At 61.2% G+C, this 25563-nt stretch carries 30 protein-coding genes and 1 tRNA gene; 5 read left to right on the top strand and 26 right to left on the bottom strand.

Annotated elements, in window-relative coordinates; genetic code table 11:
- The first annotated feature begins 55 nt into the window (after positions 1-55).
- The 4 genes from AB4Z19_RS00725 to AB4Z19_RS00710 all read left to right on the top strand — a co-directional run bounded on the left by AB4Z19_RS00725 (position 56) and on the right by AB4Z19_RS00710 (position 3822).
- A complete protein-coding gene (locus AB4Z19_RS00725) occupies positions 56-757 on the top strand; it encodes a pirin family protein (protein WP_442033909.1) in 702 nt (233 codons plus the stop codon).
- Between the two features lie 74 nt (positions 758-831).
- Positions 832-1476, top strand: a complete 645-nt coding sequence (gene ribA / locus AB4Z19_RS00720; protein ID WP_442033907.1) for a GTP cyclohydrolase II — start codon at positions 832-834, stop codon at positions 1474-1476.
- A gap of 4 nt (positions 1477-1480) precedes the next feature.
- The gene (locus AB4Z19_RS00715) at positions 1481-2848 is read left to right on the top strand and encodes a S1 family peptidase (RefSeq protein ID WP_442033905.1); all 1368 of its coding nucleotides are present in this window, start codon (positions 1481-1483) and stop codon (positions 2846-2848) included.
- Positions 2845-3822, top strand: a complete 978-nt coding sequence (locus AB4Z19_RS00710) for an FHA domain-containing protein (protein ID WP_442033903.1) — start codon at positions 2845-2847, stop codon at positions 3820-3822. Before AB4Z19_RS00715 ends, AB4Z19_RS00710 begins: the two co-directional genes overlap by 4 nt.
- A gap of 63 nt (positions 3823-3885) precedes the next feature.
- Here the strand turns inward: AB4Z19_RS00710 and AB4Z19_RS00705 are convergent, their stop codons facing one another.
- From AB4Z19_RS00705 to AB4Z19_RS00690, 4 genes are read right to left on the bottom strand one after another with little or no spacing between them, the layout of a single operon-like run.
- A complete protein-coding gene (locus tag AB4Z19_RS00705) occupies positions 3886-4296 on the bottom strand; it encodes a VOC family protein (protein WP_442024102.1) in 411 nt (136 codons plus the stop codon).
- A gap of 12 nt (positions 4297-4308) precedes the next feature.
- Positions 4309-5202 carry a hypothetical protein gene (locus AB4Z19_RS00700; RefSeq protein WP_442024104.1) on the bottom strand — a complete coding sequence of 298 codons (894 nt, stop codon included), beginning with the start codon at positions 5200-5202 and terminating at the stop codon, positions 4309-4311.
- Positions 5203-5216: 14 nt separating this feature from the next.
- Entirely contained in the window at positions 5217-5513 is a 297-nt protein-coding gene (locus AB4Z19_RS00695) for a hypothetical protein (RefSeq protein WP_442024106.1), read from the bottom strand.
- 12 nt (positions 5514-5525) lie between these two features.
- Complete coding sequence (locus AB4Z19_RS00690; protein WP_442024108.1) at positions 5526-5957, bottom strand: MarR family winged helix-turn-helix transcriptional regulator; 432 nt, start codon at positions 5955-5957, stop codon at positions 5526-5528.
- Between the two features lie 42 nt (positions 5958-5999).
- Here AB4Z19_RS00690 and AB4Z19_RS00685 point away from each other — a divergent pair, with 42 nt between their 5' ends.
- Positions 6000-6518: a PaaI family thioesterase gene (locus AB4Z19_RS00685; protein ID WP_442024110.1), complete on the top strand. Its 519-nt coding sequence runs from the start codon at positions 6000-6002 to the stop codon at positions 6516-6518.
- A gap of 55 nt (positions 6519-6573) precedes the next feature.
- Here the strand turns inward: AB4Z19_RS00685 and ispF are convergent, their stop codons facing one another.
- From ispF to tpiA, 22 genes are all read right to left on the bottom strand, one after another.
- The gene (ispF, locus tag AB4Z19_RS00680; RefSeq protein ID WP_442024112.1) at positions 6574-7065 is read right to left on the bottom strand and encodes a 2-C-methyl-D-erythritol 2,4-cyclodiphosphate synthase; all 492 of its coding nucleotides are present in this window, start codon (positions 7063-7065) and stop codon (positions 6574-6576) included.
- Positions 7062-7751, bottom strand: coding sequence for a 2-C-methyl-D-erythritol 4-phosphate cytidylyltransferase (gene ispD, locus AB4Z19_RS00675; RefSeq protein WP_442024114.1), 690 nt, complete (start codon positions 7749-7751; stop codon positions 7062-7064). The genes ispF and ispD overlap by 4 nt, the downstream gene beginning before the upstream one ends.
- 2 nt (positions 7752-7753) lie before the next feature.
- Positions 7754-8470: a hypothetical protein gene (locus AB4Z19_RS00670; protein ID WP_442024116.1), complete on the bottom strand. Its 717-nt coding sequence runs from the start codon at positions 8468-8470 to the stop codon at positions 7754-7756.
- Positions 8471-8474: 4 nt separating this feature from the next.
- A complete protein-coding gene (locus AB4Z19_RS00665; RefSeq protein WP_442024118.1) occupies positions 8475-9032 on the bottom strand; it encodes an NUDIX domain-containing protein in 558 nt (185 codons plus the stop codon).
- A 74-nt stretch (positions 9033-9106) separates the two neighbouring features.
- Complete coding sequence (locus tag AB4Z19_RS00660) at positions 9107-9403, bottom strand: DUF2818 family protein (RefSeq protein ID WP_442033901.1); 297 nt, start codon at positions 9401-9403, stop codon at positions 9107-9109.
- Positions 9403-10887, bottom strand: coding sequence for an NADH-quinone oxidoreductase subunit NuoN (nuoN, locus tag AB4Z19_RS00655; protein ID WP_442024122.1), 1485 nt, complete (start codon positions 10885-10887; stop codon positions 9403-9405). Before nuoN ends, AB4Z19_RS00660 begins: the two co-directional genes overlap by 1 nt.
- Positions 10888-10909: 22 nt before the next feature.
- The gene (locus AB4Z19_RS00650) at positions 10910-12421 is read right to left on the bottom strand and encodes an NADH-quinone oxidoreductase subunit M (protein WP_442024124.1); all 1512 of its coding nucleotides are present in this window, start codon (positions 12419-12421) and stop codon (positions 10910-10912) included.
- A 23-nt stretch (positions 12422-12444) separates the two neighbouring features.
- Positions 12445-14493: an NADH-quinone oxidoreductase subunit L gene (gene nuoL, locus AB4Z19_RS00645; protein ID WP_442033899.1), complete on the bottom strand. Its 2049-nt coding sequence runs from the start codon at positions 14491-14493 to the stop codon at positions 12445-12447.
- Between the two features lie 35 nt (positions 14494-14528).
- Positions 14529-14837, bottom strand: a complete 309-nt coding sequence (nuoK, locus tag AB4Z19_RS00640; RefSeq protein ID WP_442033897.1) for an NADH-quinone oxidoreductase subunit NuoK — start codon at positions 14835-14837, stop codon at positions 14529-14531.
- Complete coding sequence (locus AB4Z19_RS00635; RefSeq protein WP_442029878.1) at positions 14834-15463, bottom strand: NADH-quinone oxidoreductase subunit J; 630 nt, start codon at positions 15461-15463, stop codon at positions 14834-14836. Before AB4Z19_RS00635 ends, nuoK begins: the two co-directional genes overlap by 4 nt.
- A 16-nt stretch (positions 15464-15479) precedes the next feature.
- On the bottom strand, positions 15480-15968 hold the full coding sequence (nuoI, locus tag AB4Z19_RS00630) for an NADH-quinone oxidoreductase subunit NuoI (protein WP_395400329.1): 489 nt from the start codon (positions 15966-15968) through the stop codon (positions 15480-15482).
- A gap of 15 nt (positions 15969-15983) precedes the next feature.
- Positions 15984-17069: an NADH-quinone oxidoreductase subunit NuoH gene (nuoH, locus tag AB4Z19_RS00625; protein WP_442033895.1), complete on the bottom strand. Its 1086-nt coding sequence runs from the start codon at positions 17067-17069 to the stop codon at positions 15984-15986.
- Positions 17069-19399: an NADH-quinone oxidoreductase subunit NuoG gene (gene nuoG, locus AB4Z19_RS00620; protein ID WP_442033893.1), complete on the bottom strand. Its 2331-nt coding sequence runs from the start codon at positions 19397-19399 to the stop codon at positions 17069-17071. The genes nuoH and nuoG overlap by 1 nt, the downstream gene beginning before the upstream one ends.
- A gap of 12 nt (positions 19400-19411) precedes the next feature.
- Positions 19412-20710 (bottom strand): NADH-quinone oxidoreductase subunit NuoF, encoded by a 1299-nt coding sequence (gene nuoF, locus AB4Z19_RS00615; RefSeq protein WP_442026759.1) that lies wholly within the window; start codon positions 20708-20710, stop codon positions 19412-19414.
- On the bottom strand, positions 20707-21186 hold the full coding sequence (gene nuoE / locus AB4Z19_RS00610) for an NADH-quinone oxidoreductase subunit NuoE (RefSeq protein ID WP_442026757.1): 480 nt from the start codon (positions 21184-21186) through the stop codon (positions 20707-20709). Before nuoE ends, nuoF begins: the two co-directional genes overlap by 4 nt.
- 10 nt (positions 21187-21196) lie before the next feature.
- Entirely contained in the window at positions 21197-22450 is a 1254-nt protein-coding gene (locus AB4Z19_RS00605; RefSeq protein ID WP_442026755.1) for an NADH-quinone oxidoreductase subunit D, read from the bottom strand.
- Positions 22450-23043 carry an NADH-quinone oxidoreductase subunit C gene (locus tag AB4Z19_RS00600; RefSeq protein ID WP_442026753.1) on the bottom strand — a complete coding sequence of 198 codons (594 nt, stop codon included), beginning with the start codon at positions 23041-23043 and terminating at the stop codon, positions 22450-22452. The genes AB4Z19_RS00605 and AB4Z19_RS00600 overlap by 1 nt, the downstream gene beginning before the upstream one ends.
- 15 nt (positions 23044-23058) lie before the next feature.
- Positions 23059-23535, bottom strand: a complete 477-nt coding sequence (locus AB4Z19_RS00595) for a NuoB/complex I 20 kDa subunit family protein (RefSeq protein ID WP_442026751.1) — start codon at positions 23533-23535, stop codon at positions 23059-23061.
- 3 nt (positions 23536-23538) lie between these two features.
- Positions 23539-23898 carry an NADH-quinone oxidoreductase subunit A gene (locus AB4Z19_RS00590; RefSeq protein WP_161025933.1) on the bottom strand — a complete coding sequence of 120 codons (360 nt, stop codon included), beginning with the start codon at positions 23896-23898 and terminating at the stop codon, positions 23539-23541.
- Positions 23899-24085: 187 nt separating this feature from the next.
- Positions 24086-24170: transfer RNA gene (locus AB4Z19_RS00585), tRNA-Leu, on the bottom strand.
- Between the two features lie 95 nt (positions 24171-24265).
- Positions 24266-24706 carry a preprotein translocase subunit SecG gene (gene secG / locus AB4Z19_RS00580; RefSeq protein WP_442033891.1) on the bottom strand — a complete coding sequence of 147 codons (441 nt, stop codon included), beginning with the start codon at positions 24704-24706 and terminating at the stop codon, positions 24266-24268.
- A 75-nt stretch (positions 24707-24781) separates the two neighbouring features.
- Positions 24782-25528: a triose-phosphate isomerase gene (gene tpiA, locus AB4Z19_RS00575; protein WP_442033889.1), complete on the bottom strand. Its 747-nt coding sequence runs from the start codon at positions 25526-25528 to the stop codon at positions 24782-24784.
- Between the last annotated feature and the right edge of the window lie 35 nt (positions 25529-25563).

The raw sequence follows: 25563 nt of genomic DNA, 5'->3' as shown, positions 1-25563 counted from the left end.
ATACTGTGAAACATGAATTCCGAATCGTTCGAAATTATCGCACAAGGAGATAATAATGTTGCAAATCCGTAAAAGTGAAGAACGCGGCGTGGCTAACTTTGGCTGGCTCGATTCCCGCCACAGCTTTTCCTTCGGCCATTACTACGATCCGAAGCACGTCGGTTTCGGTCCCCTGCTCGTGATCAACGAAGACAAGGTCGAGCCGGCACAGGGCTTCGGCACGCACGGCCACCGCGACATGGAAATCATCTCCTACGTCCTGGACGGCGCGCTGGAGCACAAGGACAGCATGGGTAACGGCTCTGTGCTGCACTACGGCGACGTGCAGCGTATGAGTGCAGGCACCGGCGTGCGCCACAGCGAGTTCAATCACTCGCATTCGGCGGGCGTGCACTTCCTGCAGATCTGGATTCAGCCCAACCAGGTTGGCATCGCACCGAGCTATGAAGAGAAGTATTTCACGCCGGAGAGCAAGACCAACCGCCTGCGCCTGATCGCTTCCAGCGACGGCCGCGATGGCTCGGTGCTAATCCACCAGAATGCCTCGATCTACGCGGCCATCCTGGACGGCTCGACGGACCTGGAACACAAGCTCGAAACGGGCCGCCAGGGTTATGTGCACGTCATCCGCGGCAACGTGACGGTCAACGGCACGCCACTGAAAGGTGGTGACGCCTTGAAAATCACGGATGACAACCTCATAACGCTGAACGAGGGCAAAAACGTAGAGCTGCTGCTCTTCGACCTGCCCAGCTAATAACTGCTATGATGGCAGGGCGTGCCAGTCTGTCAAGGCTGGCACGCCTTTTACTCGTTTTGGAAAGATCATTCATGCTGCCCGCTGTAGAAAAAGAAGAACTGGACTATGTGACCTCTTGCGCGCTGCCTACGCCGTGGGCCCAGTTCACGCTGCATGCGTTCGTGGAGCATGCAACGGGCAAAGAGCATCTGGCCATGGTGCTGGGCGATATCGGCAACGGCGAGCCGGTGCTGGCGCGCGTCCATTCCGAATGCCTGACCGGCGACGTGCTGTTCTCGCAGCGCTGCGATTGCGGCGCGCAGCTGGAAGGTGCGCTGAAGCGCATCGCCGATGAAGGCCGCGGAGTGCTGCTGTATCTGCGCCAGGAAGGCCGCGGCATCGGCCTGCTGAACAAGATGCGCGCATATCGCCTGCAGGAAGCAGGCCTCGATACCGTACAGGCCAACGAACAACTGGGCTTCAAGCCGGACCAGCGCAATTACGCACTGGTCGAACCGATGCTGAAACAGTTCGGTGTAAAAAGTCTTCGCCTGATGACGAATAATCCGCGTAAGATCGCAGCCATGGGCAACCTGGGTGTCGAAGTGGTCGAGCGTGTACCGCTGCTGGTGAACCGCAATGCCTTCAACCAGCGCTACCTCGACACCAAGGCACTGAAGCTTGGCCATATGATGAATCCAACTACTCCGCCCGCGGCGGAAGACGGCGAACTCTGAGTGCATGAAATTCACTAAGCTGGCACTATCTCTGACTTTGACCTGGGGCTGTGCCAGCGCACTGGCCGCCCCGCCAACCCTCCCCGGCCTGCCGCAGCAGCCACCACGCCAGCAACAACCGCAAACCGGCGGTGACGATGCAGCGCCGCTGCCGCCACCTTCCAGCGCAGCGCAAAAACTCTACTCCGCCGCCAAGGCCGATCTGCTGCAGGTACGTTCGCTGCTGAAAAGCGGCCGCACGCAGTCCTCGGTTGGTTCCGGCTTCCTGGTGGGCACCTCGAATCTGGTGCTGACCAACTACCACGTGGTTTCGCAATTCGCCCTCGATCCGGACACTTACACCGGCGAGTGGGTCGATACAGCGGGCCAGCGCGGCAATATCGAACTGCTGGCAGTGGATGTGCTGCACGACCTGGCGGTGGTGCGCGTGAACCGCTACGGCACGGGCGTCTTCAATGTGCCGGAGAAGCAGGTTCGCCTGACGCAGGGCCAGTATCTGTACTCCCTCGGCAATCCGCTCGACCTGGGTTTCGCGATTTCGGAAGGCTCGTACAACGGCGTGATCACGCGCAGCTTCTACGATCAGCTGCTGTTCACCGGCCCGATCAACGCCGGCATGAGCGGCGGGCCAAGCGTGACGGCCGATGGCGAAGTGGCAGGCGTGAACGTGTCCAAGCGGCTGGACGGTGAGCTGGTGAGTTTCCTGGTGCCGATCCGCTTCGCGCAGGAGCTGCTGCAGAAGGTCAAGCCGGACGCCAAGCCACCCAAGGACTTTACCGCCATTGTGGCCCAGCAACTGCTGGCGCACCAGAAGGCGATGATCGATCAATTGCTGGCGACGCCGCTGACCCTGAAGGCTATGGGGCCTTACGAGGTGCCGGTGCGCGAGTCCGAACAGATGCGCTGCTGGGGGCGCTCCAACGTCAAGGGCGACAAGCCATTCTCGGTGGACGTCACCAACTGCTCGATGGAGACAGCCATCTTCGTTTCCGGCTCGCTGCAAACGGGCCAGGTGGCGATCCAGCACCAGTACATGCGCAGCACCGGCCTCGATGCCCTGCGTTTCTCGCAGTTGTCGTCGGCCTCGTTCAAGAACGAGAGCTTCGGCGGCTACAAGGACAGCCGCCTGACCGGCCCGACCTGTACCGAACAATTCATCAAGAACGACACCTTGCCCATGCGCGCCGTGCTGTGCGTGAAGGCTTACCGCAAGTTTGAAGGCCTGTACGATTTCTCCCTGCTGATCGGCAGCACGGACGATGGCCTCATGAACCTGCAAAGCCGGATGGACGCCCGCGGCGTGTCCTATGAAAACGGCATGCGTGCCTCGCGCGCCTTCCTGCAGTCGCTGGCGCGCGGAGGCAAGAAATGAAGCCGCCCTATTTCATCGAGACCCTTGCCCGCAATGGCGACGTGCTGCACCGGCACCGGGTGAACGATCTGCCGATCACGCTGGGACGCAGCTACGGCAATGATTTCATCCTCGATGACGCGCACACTGCGGCCCAGCACGCGGTGGTGGAACTGGCGGAGGATGGCGGCATGCGCATCCGCGATCTGGGCACGCAGAATGGCATTGTGGTTCACGGCAAGCGTCATCAGACTTTGCCGATCGATGGCACGACCGTGGTACGCCTTGGCCATACGCGCCTGCGCATTCGCGGCGCCGACTTCCCGGTCGAAGCGGAAGTCGCGGACACCACCATGCATGCGTGGGAAGGCGGCATTCCTGCACTGGCGGGCCTGGCGTTGATTGGGATGTTCACCGGCGTGGAGGAAGCGCTGTCCGATGCGGGCAACTTCCAGGCCATCCGCTATTTGCTGATTATCGCCAGCGGACTGGGCGCCGGCCTGGTGTGGAGCGGTATCTGGGCGCTGGCCAACCGCCTGTTCGGCGGCCATGCGCGGCTGGGACGCCACCTCTTCATTCTCGGCTCCGGCCTGATCGCCCTCGGTGCGTGGAAGGCTGTCAGCAGCGTGCTCGCATACGCGTGGTCGGCGGAGGTGTTCACGCGCTACGGCAATCACGTGGCGATATTGATCCTGTGCGTGATGATCTACTACCACGTGGGCACCATCCGACCGCATCGCAGAGGCGCTTTCCCGCGCACGGTGGGCGTGATGATGGCACTGGGGTCGGGCGTGGTCCTGATGAGCAATCTGCAAAGCACGGGCCGTTTGTCGGACGAGCTGTATATGTCGGTGATGCTGCCGCCGTCGCTGCGCCAGAGCCCTGATCACAGTGTGGATGAATTCATGGGCAATGCGGCCAAGCTGAAGGCCGAAGCCGACGCCGACCGCAAACGTTCCGTCAAAGACGACGACGATAACAACGACGACGAATAAAACCCACGGCGCAAACCTGGTGGCAGGCACATCGTGCCTGCCACCTGCTTCACGCCCTGGGTTTTAGCTTGCGTAAGGTGGCCCTTTCAGTTCCACCGTATTGCCCTCAGGGTCGTTGATGTAAATCGACGGCCCCTCCCCTTCCGCGCCGTAACGCGACTCAACCGGACCGTGCTGCACATCGTGCTGCGCCAGATGCGCCTTGATGGCGGCTTCATCGAATGGCTCCACGCGGAAACAGAAGTGGTCCATATTGCGGCCTTCCTTGCCCGGCGCAGCGCCGCCCATCTTGCCCAGTTTTTTATCGACCGGCACCAGGTCCACCAGCGAACTGCCGGCGCGCAGCTGAATCAGGCCGATCTCGTCCTGACGGCGCTCAATGGTGCAACCGAGGACTTCGGTATAAAAGCGGATCATCTTGTCCGCATCCACAACACGCAAAACAATATGGTCGATTTCGCGAATCTTGATCATGCAGTCTCCTTGTCAGATTTTTGGCACCGGATTCGTTCCGGAACCATATTCGTATTTGGTGCCACGCCACTGATAGCGCAAGCGCTGGCCGATGCGGCGCGGCGCACCGTTCGCCTCTGCGCCCACCGGCGCGCTGGTGGCTCCACTGAAGTCGACAATGAAGGCACCTGGCGTTGCCTCGGATTCTTCAATGCTCCAGCGCCCATCAATCTTGAAGCATTCGCCCGGCGTCACTTGATCGTTTGCCGCAGCAGGGTCACCGGCGCGCAAGCCGGGCAGCTCCGGCCGCAGGCGCTTCACACAGTCGGGACGTGCATAGACGTTATCCGCCGCCACCGGCAGGTCCGCAATGGCGGCCGGCTTCACGCCATCCTTGCCCACTTCATACACCGACACCCAGCGCCCGCAATTGCCTTGCCAGCAGCTGCCATATTCGGCCACGATGCCTTGCGTCGTCGCTGATAGCCGCACCGGCTCCAGATGCGCCTCGCCCTCAAAACCGCGCAGGTCGAAAGGTTCCTGCCGCTTCAGCAGCTTCCAGCCGGTAGCGCTGGTGGTGAACGTGTACGCAGCCAGTCCGGCTGGCGTTGAATGATTCAGCATACCCCCGCCGTCATCGCTCGCCGGCAGCAAGGTCGCCAGCAGTACGAAGCGTCCCGGCGCGGCACGCAGCACAAGTACCGGCTCGACCAGCACCTTGCGCTGCTTGGCCTTTGGCGGCGTGCCATAGCTCCAGTTCTGGATGAGCTTTGTCTGCGCGATCGTCTGCAAGTGGCCTTCCGTATCGTCGCTCCATTTCGGGAACGCGAGCGAAATCAGATCGCCCATGGAAGGCATATCTTCATCCGGCGTTTGCGCGGCGGCGGGCAGCGCGATGGCGAGGGTGATGGCAAGCACACGAAGCATGGACAAGCTCCTGGTCAGATGCGGATGCGGCGGCGGTCAGCCAGGAAGGTGCCGGCCTGCTGCTGCGACAGCACCTTGAAGGGATCGCCGTGGTAGACGTAGAGATACTGCTCGCCGCCCATGCGGTCGGTGAGCTTGGCGGAGACGAGGAATTGCGTACCGACCGGATAGTCCTCGCGCAGCGCGCGCGGGCACTGCACGCGCAGTTCGGAGCTGTAGGCCTGATCGTTGAGGGGACGCACGCGCACCTGGCCGTCGTGGTCGATAAAGGATTCAACCGCTACGTCGCGGTAGGCATAGATGTCGCGCATGGCGACATGGTATCACTGCTCTTCTGTCAACAGTGGGGAGATACGGGCCATGGCGAGGGCGATGTCCTCGTGCAGTGCGCGCGTGGGGCCGTCGCCCAACGCTTGCTGCACTGCCGACTGGGCCTTGCGCCAGGCAGCCTTTGCTTCGCGCACCTTGTCTTTGCCTTCAGGAGTAATCGAGATGAGGCGCTGCCGCGCGTCCCTGCCTGCCGATTGCACCAGCAGGCCGGCGTCCTGCAGCGGACGCAGATTGCGCGTCAGCGTAGTCCGTTCCAGGCCAAGCAAATCCGCCAGTTGGGTGATCGGCCGAGCTTCGTGCTGCACGGCGCGCAGCAGTGCAAATTGCGTGGCCTTGATGCCGGTCGCGGCAAGGTGCTGGTCGTACAGGCGCGACACGGTGCGCGTCAGCCGCCGCAGAGCAAAGCAGGTGCAAGGGGTATCCATGCCTGTAGTATAGTGTAGTTACACGTAATTATGGAGCACGCGATGGAAAACACACTGCAAACCTGGATGGACGATGAAGCGGCCAGGCGCCTGAAAGTGGCGCCGGCAGGCGTCGCCGAGCGCGAACAATTGCGCGGCCATAGCGGATTGGAATTCCTGCAAAAGATTGGCGACGGCGAACTGCCTCCGCCACCGATTGCGGAGTTGATGGGCTTTGTGCCGATCGAAGTGGAACATGGCCGCATCGTCTTCCAGGGCACGCCCGGCAAGCAGCACTACAACCCGAGCGGCGCGGTACACGGCGGCTACGCGGCCACCCTGCTCGATTCCGCCGTCGGCTGCGCAGTGCACAGCACCCTGCCCGCCGGCAGCGGCTTCACTACGCTGGAACTGAAGATTAACTATGTGCGCGCGATGACGGACAGGACCGGCCCCGTGCGCGCGGAGGGAAAAGTCATCCAGGCCGGTAAACAGGTCGCTATCGCCGAAGGCCGCATCACCGACGCCACCGGCAAACTCTATGCCCACGCCACTACCACTTGCCTGATCTTCTCTATTTAAAACCCACGGCGGAAACCTGGTGGCAGGCACGGCGTGCCTGCCACCTGCTGTGGCGTCAGGTTCTGAGCACCAGCAAAGCGACGGCCTCGGCGTTGATGCCTTCTTCGCGGCCGAGGTAGCCCAGTTTTTCGTTGGTTTTGGCTTTCACGTTCACGTGGCCGACCGGAACGCCGAGATCGGCGGCGATGTTGGCGGCCATCGATGCGATGTGCGGCGCCATCTTGGGGCGCTGGGCGATGATGGTGCAGTCGATATTGCCGATGTCGTAGCCGGTGGCGCGCACGCGCTTGGCCGCTTCGCGCAGCAGCACGCGGGAATCGGCGCCGCGGAACTCTTCGGCGGTGTCGGGGAAGTGTCTGCCGATGTCGCCCAGGGCCGCGGCGCCGAGAATGGCGTCGGTGATGGCGTGCAGCAGCGCGTCCGCATCGGAGTGGCCCAGCAGGCCGCGCTCGTGCGGAATCTCGACGCCGCCCAGAATCAGCTTACGGCCTTCAACCAGGCGGTGGCTGTCGTAACCCTGGCCGATGCGGAATGGCAGTGCAGTCATTGTGCTTCCTTCAAATACATTTCAGCGATGCGGATATCCGAAGGCAGCGTGACCTTCAGGTTGCGTGGATGGCCTTCGACCAGCTGCGGCGAGAAGCCGAGCATTTCAACGGCGCTGGCGTCGTCGGTGATGGCGGTTGGATCAGGCGCCGAGCCCAGTGCGCGCAGCAGCAAGGCGTAGCTGAACATCTGCGGCGTCTGCGCCAGCCACAGGCCGTCGCGCGGTGTGGTCTGCGTTGCGCCGCCGCGCGTGGTCTTCACCGTGTCGACCACAGGCAACGCGAGCAGGCCGCCGGCCGGATTGCCGTCCACCTCTTCGATCAGTTTGCGGATCAGCGCCGGCGTCAGGCCGGGACGCGCCGCGTCATGCACCAGCACCATGTCGTCGTCATGCAGCTTGCCCGCCAGCGCCCGCAAGCCGTTCAGGATCGAGTCCATGCGGGTCGCGCCGCCGCAGCGCAATACGGTTACGCTGCCCGGCAGCTGAAGGCTGTCGATGTAGCCGTCGTCGGCACTGACCACCACATAGGTGTGCGCTACCAGCTCGCTGGCGGCAAACGCTTCGAGCGTGTGCTGCAGCATTGGCTTGCCGAGCAGCGGCAGATACTGTTTCGGCGACGCGGCCGCCATGCGCGCGCCGACGCCGGCTGCGGGGATCAGGGCAATATAGCGATGGGTTTTCGTCATGCTCAGTTGATGCGGCCGCCGGGGCGGCGCGTTTTTTTCAAAATGTTCTGTATCTCGCCGTTGCAGGCCTTGCTCAGGCGCGCATACTCGGCGGGCGAATCGATCTGTGCCTGCAGCAGCTCCACCTTGCCCATTTCGGCTTTGATGAAAGGCATCCAGCCGCTGTCGATTTCATGCGTCAGCGCCGAGCGCGCGGTGCCGGCCGGCGCATACAGCGGCTTGGCTTCGAAGCGCTTGGCCAGCGCGTCGCGCACAATCTTCTCCACCTTGGGCAGCTGGTCCATATAAGTCTGCATATGCCGCATCTCGTGCGCCAGGATCACCTCATAGCCGCAAGTCCCCGCCGGGAATTCATTGCCGATATAGATGCGCACCGGCGCATAGGTCAGCTCCACCTTGATCTGCGGCGCCACGCATTCGTAGCCGCTGGCCGGGTCCTGCAGCATCGGGCCGTCGACGCCAATCTGCACGCGCGATTCGGTCTTGGTCAATCCCAGTACGAAGCCATTGGGAGGCAGCATGCCACCCTTCATGCGCGTCAGCGCCTTGTACGACAGCTGGGTGTTGACCGAATAGCCGTTCTGGCGCGCGGACAGCACGGAAACGGTCTTGCTGATGGTGTCTTCGCAGCGGACCTGGAACGCCGTGCGCTCGGCGGCCTGCACCACGCTGCCGCATGCGAGCAGCATCGCCAGCAGCAGGCAGCGCCAGGCGCCCATGATCTCAGTCCAGCTTCCAGCGTCCGGTGCGCAGCTTGTCCAGCCAGAAGGCGCCGATGATGGTTTTCACGTCGGTGATCTTGCCGGTGCGGACCCACTCCAGCATATCGTCCACGCTGGCGGTGATGGTTTCGATGAACTCGCCGTCATCCAGCTTGGCTTCGCCTGCGGTCAGGCCGCGCGCCAGGTAGATGTCCAGGTGTTCGTCGGAATACGCGATGGCGTTGTGGATGGTGCCGACGAATTGCCAGTCGTTGGCGGTGTAGCCGGTTTCTTCTTCCAGCTCGCGGATGGCGCAGGCCAGCGGGTCTTCGCCCGGATCGAGTTTGCCGGCCGGGAGTTCGATGAACACGCGGTCCAGCGGATAGCGGTATTGGCGCTCCAGCAGAACGTGGCCGTTGTCGAGAACGGGCAGCACGACGATGGCGCCGGGGTGTTTGATGTATTCGCGCGCGGCGGCTTTACCGTCCGGCAGTTTGACCGTGTCGCGATGGACTTTCAGGAAGCCGCCGTCATAGGCCAGCTTACCGTCGATCTTTGTTTCTTTGAGATGCTTGTCCAAGCTGCCTCCAATATTAAAACCACAGGCCCAAAACAAGTGGCTGCCACGATGTGGCAGCCACCAGATTTTACGGTTTAGTGGCGTTTACGCAGGTAGCGTACCACGAAGCCAGGGAAAGCCAGGACGAGGAAAACGAAGGCACCAATCCAGTAGAACTCCCACGTTTGCGGGAAGCCGGTGCCGATGCGGGATTCGAGAGCCATGCCGATGGCGCCGACAATCACGTAGTACACCGCCAGTTCACCCAGGCGCACCACAAACAGCTTGCGGGACACCGGGATGAAGGCGAATACCTTGTCGTTCACGAAAGGCAGGTTGGCGGCCACCACTGCGAGCAGGATGACCAGCCAGCTTGAAGCATTTACATCCATTACGATGCCAGGGTCTTGGCCATGGCGGACATGCAGGCGTTCAGCAGCGGACCTGGGATCACACCCAGCACCACCACTGCCAGGCCGTTCAGGCCCAGCACCAGTGCCTTGTCGCCGTGGACGACGATTGGCGAAGTGTCCGAAGGCTCGTCAAACCACATGGTCTTCACCACGCGGATGTAGTAGAACGCACCCACCAGCGAGAACATCACGGCGAACACGGTCAGCCACACCTGGCCGGTGGCCAGCACGGATTGCAGCACGGCGAACTTGGCGGCAAAGCCCATCATCGGCGGCACACCGGCCAGCGAGAACATCAGCACGGTCATCAGCAGAGCGTAAGCCGGGCTGCGCTTGGACAGGCCCTTGAAGTCTTCCAGCTCTTCCGCTTCGAAGCCCTGGCGTGCCAGCACCATGATCAGACCGAAGGTGCCGACCGTGGTCATCACGTAGGTGATCGAGTAGTACATGGCGGCGCTGTAAGCAGCGGCTGCGTTGTTGGCGGACTGGCCGACCACGCCGGCCATCAGGCCGAGCAGCACGAAGCCCATCTGAGCGATGGTGGAGTAAGCCAGCATGCGCTTCAGATTGGTCTGTGCGATCGCGGTCAGGTTACCGATGGCCAGCGACAGCACGGCCAGGATCATCAGCATCTGCTGCCAGTCGATAGCCATTGGCAGCATGCCTTCCACCAGCAGGCGCACGCAGATGGCGAAGGTCGCCAGCTTCGGCGCGCCACCCAGCAGCAGGGTCACGCCGGTCGGCGAACCCTGGTATACGTCAGGTACCCACATATGGAATGGAACGGCGCCCAGTTTGAAGGCCAGGCCAGCCACCAGGAACACGATGCCGAATACCAGGATGGTCGGGTTCACGGTGCCGGAGCCCAGTTTCTTGGCCACTTCGGTGATTTCCAGCGTGCCGGTAGCGCCGTACAGCATGGACATACCGTACAGCAGGAAGCCGGAAGCCAGCGCGCCCAGGATGAAGTATTTCATCGCAGCTTCGGTAGCGCGGGCGTTATCGCGGCGCAGGGCCACTAGCGCGTATAGCGACAGCGACATCAGTTCCAGGCCCAGGTACACGGACAGGAAGCTGTTGGCCGAGATCATGACCATCTGGCCCAGCATGGAGAACAGTGCCAGCACGTAGAACTCGCCGCCCAGGGTGCCGCCCAGCATGCCGCGGTCGTGCGAATACTGGCGCGAATACACCAGGGTCACACCCACTGCCAGGTAGGAGAACAGCTTGAGCAGGTTGCCCATCGGGTCGTTGATGAACATATTGTGGAAGGCGTAGACCGTGGTGCCTGCGCTGAAGTCAGCGAAGGAGAACGCGGCGCAGCCTACCAACGTCAGCAGCGAGAGAACGTAAGTGATGCCCCGCTTGCTCTCGTCCAGGAACATATCGATCAGCAGGATCGCCGACGTAGCGATCAGCAGAAAGACTTCTGCGTAGAGCGGGATCAGGTTAGTGTTATTCATGAAAACTTGGTCCTATTTGCAATCAGTGGGCTGCGATGACAGCCAGCTTGCTCTGCGCGGCGTGCGCCAGCAGATCGGCCACGGATACTTGCATCACATCGGTGAACGGCGCCGGGTACAGGCCCATGTACAGCGTGGCGATGGCCAGGATGCCCAGCATCAGGAATTCACGCTTGTTCAGGTCGTCCATTTCAGCCACGTGCGGGTTGGTGATGGCGCCGAAGATCACGCGCTTAGCCATCCACAGCGAGTACGCCGCGCCCAGGATCAGGGCGGTAGCGGCCAGGATGCCGGTCACAAAGTTGAACTGCACCGCGCCCAGGATGACCATGAACTCGCCCACGAAGCCGGAGGTGGCTGGCAGGCCGCAGTTGGCCATCGAGAACAGGATGAACAGGGCTGCGAACTTAGGCATCTTGTTCACGACGCCACCGTAGTCGGCGATCTGGCGCGAGTGCATGCGGTCGTACATCACACCGATACACAGGAACATTGCGCCGGACACGAAGCCGTGCGACACCATCTGCATGATACCGCCCTGCATCGACATGTCGTTGAACATGAAGAAGCCCAGGGTCACGAAGCCCATGTGGGCGATGGACGAATACGCCACCAGTTTCTTCATGTCCTTCTGCACCATGGCCACCAGGCCGACGTAGATCACGGCGATCAGGGACAGCACGATCACCATCGGCGCCAGGTAGTGCGATGCATCCGGCACGATCGGCAGCGAGAAACGCAGGAAGCCGTAAGCACCCAGCTTCAGCATGATGGCAGCCAGCACGGCGGAACCGCCGGTCGGCGCTTCCACGTGGACGTCCGGCAGCCAGGTGTGGACCGGGAACATCGGCACCTTCACGGCGAAGGCCATGAAGAAGGCGAAGAAGATAGCGACCTGCTCCGCCATGTTCAGCGGCAGTTTGTGCCATGCCAGGATGTCCCAGCTACCGGACTTGTTGTACAGGTAAATCAGGGCAACCAGCGTCAGCAGCGAGCCGAAGAAGGTGTAGAGGAAGAACTTGAAGGCTGCGTAGATGCGGTTCGAACCACCCCACACACCGATGATGATGTACATCGGGATCAGGGTCGCTTCAAAGAAGAAGTAGAACAGCAGGCCGTCCATGGCGGCGAACACGCCGATCATCAGGCCGGACAGGATCAGGAAAGCACCCATGTACTGGGCCACGCGCTCGGTAATCACTTCCCAGGCCGAGATCACGACGATCACGGTGATGAAGGCCGTCAGCGGAATGAACCACATCGACAGGCCGTCAATGCCCAGGGTATAGAAGATGTTGAAGCGCTCGATCCAGGCCGATTTCTCGACGAACTGCAGGCCATGGGCCGCTTTATCAAACTGCGTGAACAGCGGGATGGTCGGCAGCAGCGAGATCACGGAGCCGATCAGTGCCAGCACGCGCACCAGGCCGGCGCGCGAATCGCGGCCGATCGCCAGGATGATCATGCCGAACAGTACCGGCAGCCAGATCGACAGGCTGAGGTAAGGAGGTAGATTATTAATCGTTGACTGCATTTGTTATCTCTTTGCGTCAGCTGTTAAGCATGCCAAAACGGCAGGAAGTACACCAGGAAGCCCAGGATACCGATAATCATCACGAAGGCGTAGTGATAGATGTAGCCGGTCTGCAGCACGCGGGTCAGCGCGGAGAACCAGCCCACCACTTTGGCGGAACCATTCACTACCAGGCCGTCGATCAGGGTACGGTCGCCCACGTTCCACAGGCCCTCGCCCAGCAGGCGTGCGCCGCGGGCAAAGAAGGCTTCGTTGAACTTGTCCATGTAGTACTTGTTGTCCAGCAGCGTGTACAGCGGCTTGAGCGTCTTGTAGAACGCTTCCGGTACTTTCGGATTGATCATGTAGCAGTAGTAAGCCGAAGCCACGCCTGCAATCGCCAGCCACAGTGGCAGCGAAGTCAGGGAATGGATCGCCATCTGCAGCGGACCGTGGAACTCTTCCGCCAGTTCGTGCATCGCATGGTGGTTTTCACCGATGAAGATCACGCCCTTGAAGAAGTCGCCGTACAGCATCGGGCCGATGGTCAGGTAGCCGATGATCACGGACGGGATAGCCAGCAGAATCAGCGGCAGGGTCACGACCCATGGCGACTCGTGCGGCTTCTCGCCCGGCGCCAGGCCGTGGTGATGGCCAGGATCTTCGTCGGATTCATCAGCGTGGTGCGAATCATGTGCATGGTGGTGTTCCTTGCCGAAGCGCTCCTTGCCATGGAACACCAGGAAGTACATACGGAAGGAGTAGAACGCGGTCACGAACACGCCTGCCAGCACGGCAAACTTGGCGAAACCGGCGGCCGGCAGTTCGCTCAGCATCACGGCTTCGATGATCGAATCCTTGGAATAGAAACCAGCGAAGAACGGCGTACCGATCAGCGCCAGGGAACCCAACAGAGAAGTGATCCAGGTGATCTTCATGTACTTGGACAGGCCGCCCATATTGCGGATGTCCTGGTCGTGGTGCATGCCGATGATCACGGAGCCAGCGCCCAGGAACAGCAGCGCCTTGAAGAAGGCGTGGGTCATCAGGTGGAACACGGCCGCCGAGTAAGCGGATGCGCCCAGCGCCACGGTCATGTAGCCCAGCTGCGACAGGGTCGAGTAAGCCACCACGCGCTTGATGTCGTTCTGGATGATGCCCAGGAAGCCCATGAACAGCGCGGTAATGGCGCCGATCACCATGATGAAGTTCAGCGCGGTGTCCGACAGCTCGAACAGCGGCGACATGCGGGTCACCATGAAGATGCCGGCGGTAACCATGGTTGCGGCGTGGATCAGTGCGGAGATCGGGGTCGGACCTTCCATCGAGTCAGGCAGCCACACGTGCAGCGGGAACTGCGCCGACTTGCCCATCGCGCCGATGAACAGGCAGATGCAGGCTACCGACAGCAGCATCCAGCTGGAGCCAGCCAGGTGCAGGGTTGCCAGCCATTCGCGCTTGGCGAACACTTCCTGGTAGTCCATGGAGCCGGTGTACGCCAGCAGCAGGCCGATACCCAGGATGAAGCCGAAGTCACCCACACGGTTGACCAGGAAGGCCTTCATGTTGGCGAAGATGGCGGTCGGACGGGTGTACCAGAAGCCGATCAGCAGGTAGGACACCAGGCCCACAGCTTCCCAGCCGAAGAACAGCTGCAGGAAGTTATTGGACATCACCAGCATCAGCATGGAGAAGGTGAACAGCGAGATGTAGGAGAAGAAGCGGTTGTAGCCTTCGTCTTCCTGCATGTAGCCGATGGTGTAGATGTGAACCATCAGCGACACGAAGGTCACCACGTTCATCATCATCGCGGTCAGCGCGTCGATCTGGAAACCGACCGCCAGCTTCACGCCGGCCACGGTCATCCAGCGGTACACGTCGCCGTTGTAGGTTGCGCCATCCATCACCTGCATCAGGGTCTGGAAGGAGATCAGGAAAGCGATCAGCACGCCCAGGATAGTCGCGCTATGCGACACCTTGCGGCCAACGACGTTGCCGAAGAATTTGGTGCCCAGCAGGCCCGCGATTGCGGAACCTGCCAATGGCGCCAGCGGTACGGCCAGAAGGAGGGTTGGGTTAAGTTGCCCCGTCATGATTAACCTTATGTATGTTCTTCGAGGTTATTAACTCAGCCTTTGAGGCTATCCAGGTCTTCCACATTGATGGTGTCCAGATTACGGAACAGCACCACCAGGATCGCGAGGCCGATTGCCGATTCGGCAGCCGCCACGGTCAGGATGAAGAAGACAAAGATCTGCCCGGCCGCATCGCCCAGGTAATGCGAGAACGCGATGAAGTTCATGTTCACTGCCAGCAGCATCAGTTCGATGGCCATCAGCAGAACGATGACGTTCTTGCGGTTCAGGAAAATACCGACGATCGAGATCGCGAACAGGATCGCGCCCAGGACCAGGTAGTGTGCGAGCGATAAAGTCATGGTGCCTCCTTCGTGGCCGCTTCGACCGGAGCGTGGACGACAGCGTCCATCTTCACGATCTTCAGGCGGTCGTTACGCTTGACGCGGACAGCATCGGCCGGGTCAAAGTATTTGATGTCCTTGCGCTTGCGCAGGGTCAGGGCCACGGCAGCCACGATGGCCACCAGCAGCACGACTGCCGCCACTTCGAACGCATAGATGTATTCGGTGTAGATCGCCAGGCCCAGCGCCTTGGTCTGGCCGATGGTGTTGGACGCCTCAGGCGCCTGGGTACCAGCCACGCCGAAGGAGCGCCACAGCACGGAAGCCATCTCCAGCACGATCACGCCGCCGATGATGGACGCCAGCGGCAGATAGTTCCAGAACCCTGCCCGCAGCTTGTCGAGGTCGATGTCGATCATCATCACGACGAACAGGAACAGCACCATCACGGCGCCGACATACACCAGCACCAGCACGATGGACAGGAATTCGGCTTTCAGCAGCATCCAGATGCCGGCCGCCTGGAAGAAGGCCAGCACCAGGAACAGTGCAGCGTGCACCGGGTTGCGGGCCGTGATTACGCGGGTCGATGCCAGCACGAGGATGGCAGCGAACACGTAGAACAATACGGTTGTGAAGTTCATTAGTTAGCCTCGGCGATCAGCGGTAAGGAGCGTCTGCGGCGCGGTTGGCGGCGATTTCCGCTTCGTAGCGGTCGCCCACGGCCAGCAGCATTTCCTTGGTGTAGTACAGGTCGCCACGCTTTTCGCCGTGGTATTCCAGTACGTGGGTTTCCACGATCGAGTCGACCGGGCAGGACTCTTCGCAGAAACCGCAGAAGATGCACTTGGTCAGGTCGATGTCGTAGCGCGTAGTACGGCGCGAGCCGTCGTCACGCTGTTCCGACTCGATGGTGATGGCCATCGCCGGGCACACGGCCTCGCACAGTTTGCAGGCGATGCAGCGCTCTTCACCGTTGGGATAACGGCGCAGTGCATGCAGGCCACGGAAACGCGGCGAGATCGGCGTCTTCTCTTCAGGGAACTGGACGGTGATCTTCTTGGCAAACATGTATTTGCCCGTCAGCGCCATCCCCTTGAACAACTCGGTCAGCATGAAGCTGCCGAAGAAATCTTTCAATCGGTCCATTCTGTATTCGCTCTCTTACTTCCAAATATTCCAGGAGGTCTGCATCCAGGTCGCCACGAACACCAGGTACACCAGGGTCAGCGGGATGAACACTTTCCAGCCCAAACGCATGATCTGGTCATAGCGGTAGCGCGGGAAGGTACCGCGGGTCCAGATGAACAGAGACACGATCAAGAAGGTCTTGATGAACAGCCAGATGAAGCCACCGAACACGCCGCCGATATCCAGCGCTGCGATCGGAGCAGACCAGCCGCCCAGGAACATGACCGATGCCAGCAGGGAGATCAGGATCATGTTGGCGTATTCCGCCAGGAAGAACATGGCGTACGCCATACCGCCGTATTCCACCATGTGGCCGCCGACGATCTCGGATTCGCCTTCCACCACGTCGAACGGGTGGCGGTTACATTCGGCCAGGCCGGAGACCAGGTAGACCACGAACACCGGCAGCAGCGGCAGCCAGTTCCAGGACAGGAAGTTCAGGCCCATCGAGGCCATCATGCCCTTCTGCTGGCCGGCCACGATGTCGGACAGGTTCAGGGAACCGGCCACCATCAGCACGATCACCATCACGAAGCCCATCGCGATTTCGTAGGACACCATCTGTGCCGATGCACGCATCGCGCCCATGAAGGAATACTTCGAGTTGGCGGACCAGCCGGCGATGATGATGCCGTACACCTCCATCGAGGCCACGGCCATGATCAGCAGCAGGCCGGCGTTGATGTCGGCCAGCGCAGCGTGCGGGCCGAACGGCACGACCGACCAGCATGCCAGTGCCGGCATGATGGTCATCACGGGACCGATGAAGAACAGGGACTTGTTCGACTTGGTCGGAACGATGATTTCTTTAAACAGCAGCTTCAGCGCGTCGGCGATCGGCTGCAGCAGGCCGTTCGGACCCACGCGGTTCGGGCCGATACGGATCTGAATCCAGCCCAGCAGCTTACGCTCCCACAGGGTCAGATAAGCCACCAGGCCCATCAGCGGCAGGGTCACGCACAGGATCTTGATCATCGTCCAGATGAAGGTCCAGAAGGTGCTGCCCAGGTTCGCTTCGCCCGCGGCCTTAATCGAATCAATCATTTCTGGCAGAGCCATTACTTGCCCTCCCCTGCTTTAGCTACGGTAATCGGACCGAACATATCGCCCAGTGCAGCGGTCGATACGTGAGCGGCAGCCACGCGCACCACATTGGCCGGCAGCGCGGCGTCGATGGCGGCTTCCAGGATCGCAGAGCCGGTGCCCTGGGTCACCTGCACCTTGTCGCCGGACTTGATGCCCAGCTTGTGGGCGGTCGCAGCGGACAGGCGCGCTTTCGGCGCAGCACCGTCGGTGGTAGCCAGCAGCGGGCCGGAACGGCGGGCCAGCGCGTCGGCGAAGTGGATCGGCACATCGGCCAGGCGTTCCAGCTTGTCGCCGGCGCCGAAGGCAGCAGCGGCCGGGGCTTTCTTGGCCACGTTGCTCAGCTGTGCGGACAGGTCGGTCACGCCCTTGTCGAACAGTTCGTCGCGGACCGCTTCGGAAGTGTCGTAGTCGAAACCAGCCAGCCCCAGAACGTTGCCCAGTACGCGCAGCACCTTCCAGGCAGGACGGGCTTCGCCGGCTGGCTTGACGGTACCGTTGAAGCTTTGCAGGCGGCCTTCGGCGTTGACGAAGGAGCCCGACGTTTCAGCGAACGGCGCGACCGGCAGCAGCACGTCGGCGTAGTCCATGCCATGTTTGAAGGCCGACATCACGACTACCATCTCGGCGCCGTTCAGCGCAGCGACGGCAGCCTGTGGGTTGGCGGCATCCAGTTCCGGCTCGGCGTTCAGCAGCAGGTAGGCTTTCTTCTGTGCGGAGAAGGCCGGCGCAGCGTTCTTGGCCACGGCGCCCACCAGGTAGCCACCGACAGTGTTGGCGGCTTCGGTCAGGTAGCCCAGCTTGGCGCCAGTCTGCTCGGCGATCCATTGCGCGGCAGCGTGCAGCGCGGAAGCTTGCGGATGCGCCACGGCGGCGTTACCCAGGAACACAGCCTTGTTGTCGCCTTCCAGCAGCGAAGCGGCAATCGCTTCGGCTTCAGCGGAAACGGCAGCGCCTTCGAAGCCGGCCGGAGCGGCAACGCCCTTGGCCTTGGCTACGGCAGCCACCACGCCGGACAGTGCGGCCAGCCAGTCGGATGGCGCAGCAACGATCTTGTTGGCGGTGGTGATCAGGTTTTCTTCATCGGTACCGTGCAGCACGGACAGCTTGCCGCCGGCTTTCACGGCCGCGCGGATGCGGGTCGCGAACAGCGGGTGATCCTTGCGCAGGAAGGAGCCGATCACGAACGCGCGCTGCAGCTTGCTGATCTCGGCGATCGGCATGCCCAGCCACGGCTTGATTTCGCCGTCCAGCGCGAAGTCGCTCTGGCGCAGACGGAAATCGATGTTCTCGGAACCCACGCCGTGCATGACTTTCTTCAGCAGCGCCAGTTCTTCCACGGTGGAGTGGCCGGTAGCGTAAGCTGCCAGCGCGTCCGCGCCGTGTTCGTGCTTGATGTTCTTCAGGCCGTGCGCCACGTATTCCAGCGCCACTTGCCAGTCCACTTCCTTCCACTCGCCGCCCTGCTTCAGCATCGGCTTTTCCAGACGCTCAGCGGATTCCAGCGCTTCGTAGGAGTAGCGGTCCTTGTCGGAAATCCAGCACTCGTTGACCGCATCGTTTTCCAGCGGCAGCACGCGCTTCACCTTGCCCTGCTTGACCTGAACGATCAGGTTGGCGCCGGTGGAATCGTGCGGCGATACGGATTTGCGGCGCGACAGTTCCCAGGTACGGGCGCTGTAGCGGAATGGACGCGAAGTCAGCGCGCCGACCGGGCACAGGTCGATCATATTGCCCGACATTTCGGAGCTGACTGCTTCGCCCACGAAAGCGGTGATCTCGGAGTGTTCGCCGCGGCCCAGCATACCCAGCTCCATCACGCCGGCCACTTCCTGGCCAAAGCGCACGCAGCGGGTGCAGTGGATGCAGCGGGACATCTCTTCCATCGCCACCAGCGCGCTGCCGGCCTTCGGCGGCACCACGCGCTTTTCTTCTTCGTAGCGCGAAGCGTGCTTGCCGTAGCCCACCGCCAGATCTTGCAGCTGGCATTCGCCGCCCTGATCGCAGATCGGGCAGTCGAGCGGGTGGTTAATCAGCAGGAATTCCATCACGGATTTCTGCGCCTGCACTGCCTTTTCGGAGTGGGACTTCACAATCATGCCCGCCGTAACCGGCGTGGCGCATGCTGGCAAAGGCTTCGGAGCCTTCTCCACTTCGACGAGGCACATACGGCAGTTCGCAGCGATCGACAATTTCTTGTGATAGCAGAAGTGCGGGATGTAGGTACCCAGCTTGTTGGCGGCGTCCATCACCATGCTACCCGCAGGGACTTCTACCTTTTTGCCGTCAATTTCGATTTCAACCATGATAATCGCAGCTTAGTAAGCCGATACAGGCACCAGACAGTGCTTGTGTTCGACGTGATATTCAAATTCTTCGCGGAACTGCTTGACGAAGGCGCGTACCGGCATAGCGGCAGCATCGCCCAGCGCGCAGATGGTGCGGCCCTGGATGTTGTCGGCGATGGAGTTCAGCATGTCCAGATCCGAAGCACGGCCCTGGCCGTTCTCGATGCGGTGGATCATGCGGTACATCCAGCCCGTGCCCTCGCGGCATGGCGTGCACTGGCCGCAGGATTCTTCGAAGTAGAAGTAGGACAGGCGTTCCAGCGCCTTCACCATGCAGCGTGTCTCGTCCATCACGATCACGGCGCCCGAACCCAGCATGGAGCCGGCTTTGGCGATCGAATCGTAATCGAGGTCGGTCTGCATCATGATCTCGCCGCGGATCACCGGCGCGGACGAGCCGCCAGGGATCACCGCCTTGATCTTCTTGCCGCCGCGCATACCGCCGGCCAGCTCCATCAGCTTGGCGAACGGGGTGCCCAGCGGGACTTCGTAGTTGCCCGGACGCTCAACGTCGCCCGAGATCGAGAAGATCTTGGTGCCGCCGTTGTTTGGCTTGCCCAGGCCGAGGTAGTTTTCGGCGCCGATGTTCAGGATGAACGGCACGGCCGCGAAAGTCTCGGTGTTGTTGATGGTGGTCGGCTTGCCATACAGGCCGAACGACGCAGGGAACGGCGGCTTGAAGCGCGGCTGGCCCTTCTTGCCTTCCAGCGATTCCAGCAGCGCGGTTTCTTCGCCGCAGATGTAGGCCCCGTAGCCGTGGTGCGCATGCAGCTGGAAGCTGAACTCCGAACCCATGATCTTGTCGCCCAGGAAGCCGGCAGCGCGTGCCTCTTCCAGCGCTTCTTCAAAGCGCAGGTATTCCTGGAAGATCTCGCCGTGGATGTAGTTGTAGCCCACGGTGATGCCCATCGCGTACGCGCCGATGGCCATGCCTTCGATCAGCGAGTGCGGGTTGTAGCGAATGATGTCGCGGTCCTTGAAGGTGCCCGGCTCGCCTTCGTCGGTATTGCAGACGAGGTATTTCTGGCCAGGGAACTGGCGCGGCATGAAGGACCATTTCAGGCCGGTCGGGAAGCCCGCACCGCCGCGGCCGCGCAGGCCGGAAGTCTTCAGCTCGGCGATGATCTGCTCAGGCGGGATCTTCTCTTCCAGGATGCGGCGCAGCGCCGAGTAGCCGCCGCGCTTGACGTAGTCGGCCAGGCGCCAGTTGTCGCCGTTCAGATCCTTCAGGATCAGGGGATTGATGTGACGGTCGTGCAGCGAGGTCATTTCTTCAGTTCCTCCACCAGGGCGTCGATCTTGTCGTTGCTCATGAAGGAGCACATACGGTGGTTATTGACCAGCATGACGGGCGCGTCGCCGCAGGCGCCCATGCACTCGCCTTCCATCAGCGTGAACTGGCCGTCTTCGGTGGTGCCGCGGAAGTCAATGCCCCACTTCTGTTTCAGGTGCTCGGCCGCTTTCACGCCGCCCGACAGTGCGCAAGGCAGGTTGGTGCACACGGTGATCTTGTGCTTGCCGACCGGCTTCAGGTTGTACATGTTGTAGAAGGTCGCAACTTCCTGCACGGCGATGGCCGGCATGCGGATGTAGTCCGCCAGTTCCTTCATCACTTCCGGCGAAACCCAGCCCAGTTCTACCTGGGCGTGGGCCAGTGCGGCCATCACGGCCGACTGGCGCTGGTCGGCCGGATACTTGGCCAACTCGCGGTCGATTTTTTTATAGCAGTCTTGGGATAACAGCATTCTTCTTCCCTTATCGGTCGATTTCGCCGAAAACGATGTCCTGGGTACCAATGATGGTCACGGCGTCGGCAATCATGTGGCCGCGCGACATTTCGTCCAGGCCTTGCAGGTGGGCGAAGCCCGGTGCACGAATCTTCATGCGGTACGGCTTGTTGGCGCCATCGGACACCAGATAGATGCCGAACTCGCCCTTCGGGTGCTCCACCGCGCTGTACGCTTCGCCAGGCGGTACGTGGAAGCCTTCGGTGAACAGCTTGAAGTGGTGGATCAGCGATTCCATATTGGTCTTCATGTCCACGCGCGATGGCGGAGCGACCTTGCGGTTGGTGGTCATGACAGGACCCGGATTGGCGCGCAGCCAGGCCACGCACTGCTTGATGATGCGGTTCGACTGGCGCATCTCTTCGATACGGACCAGGTAACGGTCGTAGGAGTCGCCGTTGGTGCCGACCGGAATATCGAAGTCCAGCTTGTCGTACACTTCGTACGGCTGGTTCTTGCGCAGGTCCCACACCACGCCGGAGCCACGCAGCATGGCGCCGGTGAAGCCCATGGCTTTCGCATCTTCCGGCGCCACCACGCCCACGCCCACGGTACGCTGCTTCCAGATGCGGTTATCGGTCAGCAGGGTTTCGTATTCGTCGACATAGGTCGGGAAGCGCTTGGTGAAGTCGTCCACGAAGTCCAGCAGCGAGCCCTGGCGGTTCTCGTTACGCTCGGCCAGCGCTTTCGCGTTGCGAATCAGCGATGCCTTGTACTGCGGCATGGCGTCCGGCAGGTCGCGGTACACGCCGCCCGGACGGTAGTAGGCCGCGTGCATACGCGCGCCGGATACCGCTTCGTAGCAGTCCATCAGATCTTCGCGGTCGCGGAAGGCGTACAGGAACGGACCCATGGCGCCCACGTCCAGCGCGTGCGCGCCCAGCCACAGCAGGTGATTCAGCAGACGGGTGATTTCGTCGAACATCACGCGGATGTACTGTGCGCGGATCGGCACGTCCAGGCCGAGCAGCTTCTCGATCGCCATCACATAGGCGTGCTCGTTGCACATCATCGACACGTAGTCCAGGCGGTCCATGTATGGCACGGACTGCAGATAGGTCTTCTGCTCCGCCAGCTTTTCGGTGGCGCGGTGCAGCAGGCCGATATGCGGGTCGGCGCGCTGGATCACTTCGCCGTCCAGCTCCAGCACCAGACGCAGCACGCCGTGCGCTGCCGGGTGCTGCGGACCAAAGTTCAGGGTGTAATTCTTAATCTCAGCCATTATTTCATCCCGTAGTTTTCTTCGCGGATCACGCGCGGCACGTTTTCGCGCGGCTCGATCGTCACTGGCTGGTACACCACGCGCTTCTGTTCCTGGTCGTAGCGCATTTCAACATAGCCGGAGACCGGGAAGTCCTTGCGGAACGGGTGGCCGATGAAGCCGTAGTCGGTCAGGATGCGGCGCAGGTCGTTGTGGCCTTCGAAGATGAGGCCATACAGGTCGAACGCTTCGCGCTCGAACCAGTTGGCGGCACGCCAGATCGGGGTCACGGAGGCCACGATCGGCATTTCATCGTCCGGCGCGAACACGCGCACGCGCAGACGCCAGTTCTTCTCCACGGACAGCAGGTGGGTCACGGCTGCGAAGCGCAGGCCATCCCAGGTGCCTTCACCGTAGTTCAGGTAGTCGACGCCGCACAGGTCGATCAGTTCTTCAAAACGCAAAGCTGCGTCGTCGCGCAGCTCTTGCATTACCTGGTAGTAGTCACCAGATTTGACAGTAATCGTTACCTCGCCCAGCGCGACAACGATTGAGGCCCGCTCGCCCAGAACTTTTTCCAGGGAAGCGACCAGGGTTTCCAGATGTGTGTTCATAGTTTTGTACAGCCCTTAGCGCGCGATCGTGTTGGTCTTCTTGATCTTGTGATGCAGCTGCAGGATGCCGTACAGCAGCGCTTCCGCGGTTGGCGGGCAGCCCGGTACGTACACGTCCACCGGCACGATACGGTCGCAACCACGCACCACGGAGTACGAGTAGTGGTAGTAGCCGCCGCCGTTGGCGCAGGAGCCCATCGAGATCACCCAGCGCGGGTCCGGCATCTGGTCATAGACCTTGCGCAGCGCAGGAGCCATCTTGTTGCACAGGGTGCCGGCCACGATCATCACGTCGGATTGACGTGGCGACGGACGGAACATGAAACCGAAACGCTCCAGGTCGTAACGGGCCGCACCAGCATGCATCATCTCCACCGCGCAGCAAGCCAGACCGAACGTCATCGGGTACATGGAACCCGTACGCGCCCAGTTAATCAGCTTGTCGGCCGTCGTGGTGATGAAGCCTTCGTTCAATACGCCTTCAATAGCCATGGCTTATTCCCAATCAAGGGCACCTTTCTTCCAGATATACCAAAAACCGACCACGAATTCGGCGATGAACACCATCATCGTCACGTAACCCTGCCAGCCCAGTTCGCGCATGGATACGCCCCAAGGGAAGAAGAATGCCGTTTCAAGGTCGAACAAAATGAACAGAATTGCGACGAGGTAGTAACGCACGTCGAATTTCATGCGCGCGTCTTCAAACGCTTCGAAGCCGCACTCGTATGGGGACAATTTCGCCGCATCGGGCTTATTGGGGCCCAGGATATGGCCCAGAACTTGGGGTACAACGCCGACGCCAAGGCCGACTAAGAGGAACAGCAGGACGGGGAAGTAATTTTCGAGGTTCACGATATGATCTGCAGCTTTGTGTTGAACTCTGGTTGGGGAAGCACTGCGATATTCCGCGGTGCATTTAACGCTCGACCCCAATCAGATGCTGAGACCAGGATCAAACGACACATCCTCGTAAAAAAACCAGCTTAGCCACCATGGATTGGCGCCCATGTGCCCTTGCTGGCTTTTTGAATTTCTTTACTGGTGCCGACGACGAGACTCGAACTCGTACAGCTTGCGCCACTACCCCCTCAAGATAGCGTGTCTACCAATTTCACCACGTCGGCATAAGGCCGCTATTCTACTCTGCTTTCACGCCTTTGTTAATGCGTATTGCGCAAGATCAAGAAGAAAAGCGGCAAAAAATTCAAAATTGCCTTTTTTACTTCGCCGGGGCGCTGGCAGGCGCCGAAGCGGGAGTGGATGCAGCAGGCGCCGCTTCGGTGGCAGCCGGAGCCGCCGCCGGAGCCGCCTCAGTAGCAGCCGGAGCCGCAACCGGTGCAGCCGACGGAATGGCAGCGGAACCCTTCACCGGCGCCGGCACAGTCACGTTTTCCATCACGCCGCCGCCAGTGCTGACGCCGCGCTGATTTGCCATCATCGACAGGCCCAGGGTGGCGGCGAAGAAGATCGCGGCAGCCAGGGCGGTGGACTTGGACAGGAAGTTAGAGGAACCCGTAGCGCCGAACAGGCTGCCGGATGCGCCGGAGCCGAAGGCCGCGCCCATGTCGGCGCCCTTACCATGCTGCAGCAGAACCAGGCCCACGATAGCAACCGCGGACAGGACCTGTACAACCACAATCAGATTGAACAAAGAGTTCATGTCATTCCATTCACAGTTAACAAAACTTTAATTCGACGGATCACCGACCCGCCCTACTACATTCCGGCGTGCGCCTTACGCCGCGTCGATGATGGCGAGGAAGTCCGCCGCCTTCAATGCCGCACCGCCGATCAGGCCGCCGTCGATATCCGGCTGCGCCATCAAATCCCCGGCATTCTCCGGCTTCATGCTGCCGCCATACAGAATCGGCATGCTGCAGGCCGCCGCCGCGTTTCGCTCGGCTACCTGCTTGCGCAGCATGGCGTGCACTTCCTGCGCCATGGCCGGGGTCGCCGTCTTGCCGGTCCCGATCGCCCACACCGGCTCATAGGCCAGCACAATCTTTTCCAGCGCCGCGGTGCCCAGCACATCCAGCACCGCCTGCAGCTGCAGGCATACCGTGACAGCGGTCTTGCCCGCCTCGCGCTGCTCCAGTGTTTCACCGACACAGACCACCGGCACCAGGCCGGCGTTCACAGCCGCCAGCGCCTTCTGCGCCACCAGCTCGTTCGACTCGCCATGGTAGGCGCGGCGCTCCGAGTGGCCGACGATGACATATTTGCAGCCAAAGTCCAGCAACATGGACGCTGCCACCTCGCCCGTATAGGCGCCGGCAGCATACGCAGACACATCCTGCGCGCCCCACGAAACCGGCGTATTTGTGAGTTCAGCTTCACATTGTGCCAGATACGGAGCGGGCGCGCTCACGGCCGCATCGGCCTTGCCAGATTTGAAACCGGCCACAATGCCGGACAGCAGGACCGAATTGGCAGCGCGGCTGCCATTCATTTTCCAATTGCCGATTACGAGTTTTCGTCGCATAGCTGCCTAAAATTCAATAACCCGCAATTGTAGCC

It is taken from the genome of Pseudoduganella sp. RAF19 (genome assembly GCF_052114165.1).
Taxonomy (GTDB): Bacteria; Pseudomonadota; Gammaproteobacteria; order Burkholderiales; family Burkholderiaceae_D; genus Rugamonas.
Note: the sequence above shows the minus strand (reverse complement) of the source record. Positions and strands in the feature narration are given on the sequence as shown.